The sequence below is a fragment of the Acidovorax sp. KPB24-07 genome, assembly GCF_057543315.1.
In genome coordinates, this window is record NZ_BAAJYS010000599.1 from 1 (window position 1) to 1,557 (window position 1,557).

Sequence of the window (1,557 nt, forward strand, 5' to 3'; positions counted from 1 at the left end):
CGGACCGGCCGGGCGGTCGGCCCGGCGGACTACGCGGTGCCCGATCGGGCTGGGGCAGAATGCGCGGGCGCTGCCAGCCTTTCGGCACTGTCGCCTGCACCCGGCCCAGCGCACGCGCCATGAAACGTCTTCTTGCCACCCTGGCCGCCGTCCTGGCCCTTTCGGGCTGCGGCTACAACGACTTCCAGCGCCTGGACGAGCAGTCCAAGGCCGCGTGGAGCGAGGTGCTCAACCAGTACCAGCGCCGCGCCGACCTGGTGCCCAACATCGTCGCCACCGTCAAGGGCGAGGCCGCCTTCGAGCAGGACACGCTGACCAAGGTGGTCGAGGCCCGCGCCAAGGCCACCTCCATCCAGGTGACGCCCGAGACGCTGAACAACCCCGAGGCGTTCAACAAATTCCAGGCCGCGCAGGGCGAGCTGTCCGGCGCCCTCTCGCGCCTGATGGTGGTGGCCGAGCGCTACCCCCAACTGCAGGCCAACCAGGCGTTCCGCGACCTGCGCGTGACGCTGGAGGGCACCGAAAACCGCATCACCGTGGCGCGCAACCGCTATATCCAGACGGTGCAGGAATACAACGTGCTCGCACGCAGTTTCCCCACCAACGTCACGGCCAAGGTGTTCAGCTACGACCCGAAGCCCAGCTTCACCGTGCAGAACGAGGCGCAGATCTCCACCCCGCCGGCGGTGGACTTCTCCAAGCCGGCGTCCAAGCCCTGACGCCACCACCGGAGTGCCCGACATGGCCCTGGCGCACGTCCGCCTCGCGCTGACAGCTCTCTTTCTGATCGCCATCGGCTGCTTTGGCACGCCAGCGCAGGCGCAGCGCGCCGTGCCGGCATTGACCGCGCGCGTGATCGACCAGACGGGCACGCTCAGCGCGGCCGACCGGCAGGCGCTGGACACGCGCCTGGCCGCCATCGAAAAGTCCCATGGCTCGCAGGTCGTGGTGCTGATGGTGGCCACCACCGCGCCCGAGGAACTGGCCGCGTTCGCCAACCGGGTCGGCAACGCCTGGAAGATCGGCCGCAAGGACGTGGGCGACGGCGTGCTGGTGCTGGTGGCCAAGGACGACCGCAAGATGCGCATCGAGGTGGCCAAGGCGCTGGAAGGGGCCATCCCCGACATCGCCGCCGCGCGCATCATCGACGGCGCCATGAAGCCACGCTTTCGCGAGGGCGACTACGCGGGCGGCCTGTCCGCCGCGGTGAACCAGATCGGCGCGCGCATCGCCGGCGAATCGCTGCCCCTTCCCAGTGACACCAGCGAACGCGCGGCCCGGTCCGCGCCGGGCATGGACTGGACCGACCTCGCCATCTTCCTCTTCTTCGGCGTGATGGTGGGCGGCCCGGTGGCGCGCGGCATTTTCGGCAACCGCCTGGGCGGCCTGCTGCTGGGCGGCGGCGTGGGCGGGCTGGCGTTTCTGTTCACCACCAGCGTGCTGCTGGCCGGCGGCGCCGGACTGATCGCGCTGCTCTACACCTGGCTTTTCAGCGGCACCGGCCTGTCCCTGGGCGGGCGGCGCGGCGGCGGCTTCGGGCCGGCCGGGGGCGGCGGG

General features: G+C 70.8%; 2 protein-coding genes. Both read left to right on the top strand.

The features are described 5' to 3' along the window. Positions 1 to 119: 119 nt before the first annotated feature. The gene (locus AC27IQ_RS24230; RefSeq protein WP_272565758.1) at positions 120 to 719 is read left to right on the top strand and encodes a LemA family protein; all 600 of its coding nucleotides are present in this window, start codon (positions 120 to 122) and stop codon (positions 717 to 719) included. A 22-nt stretch (positions 720 to 741) separates the two neighbouring features. After that, the coding region (locus tag AC27IQ_RS24235) for a TPM domain-containing protein (protein WP_487091091.1) at positions 742 to 1,557 on the top strand (816 nt) is incomplete at its 3' end.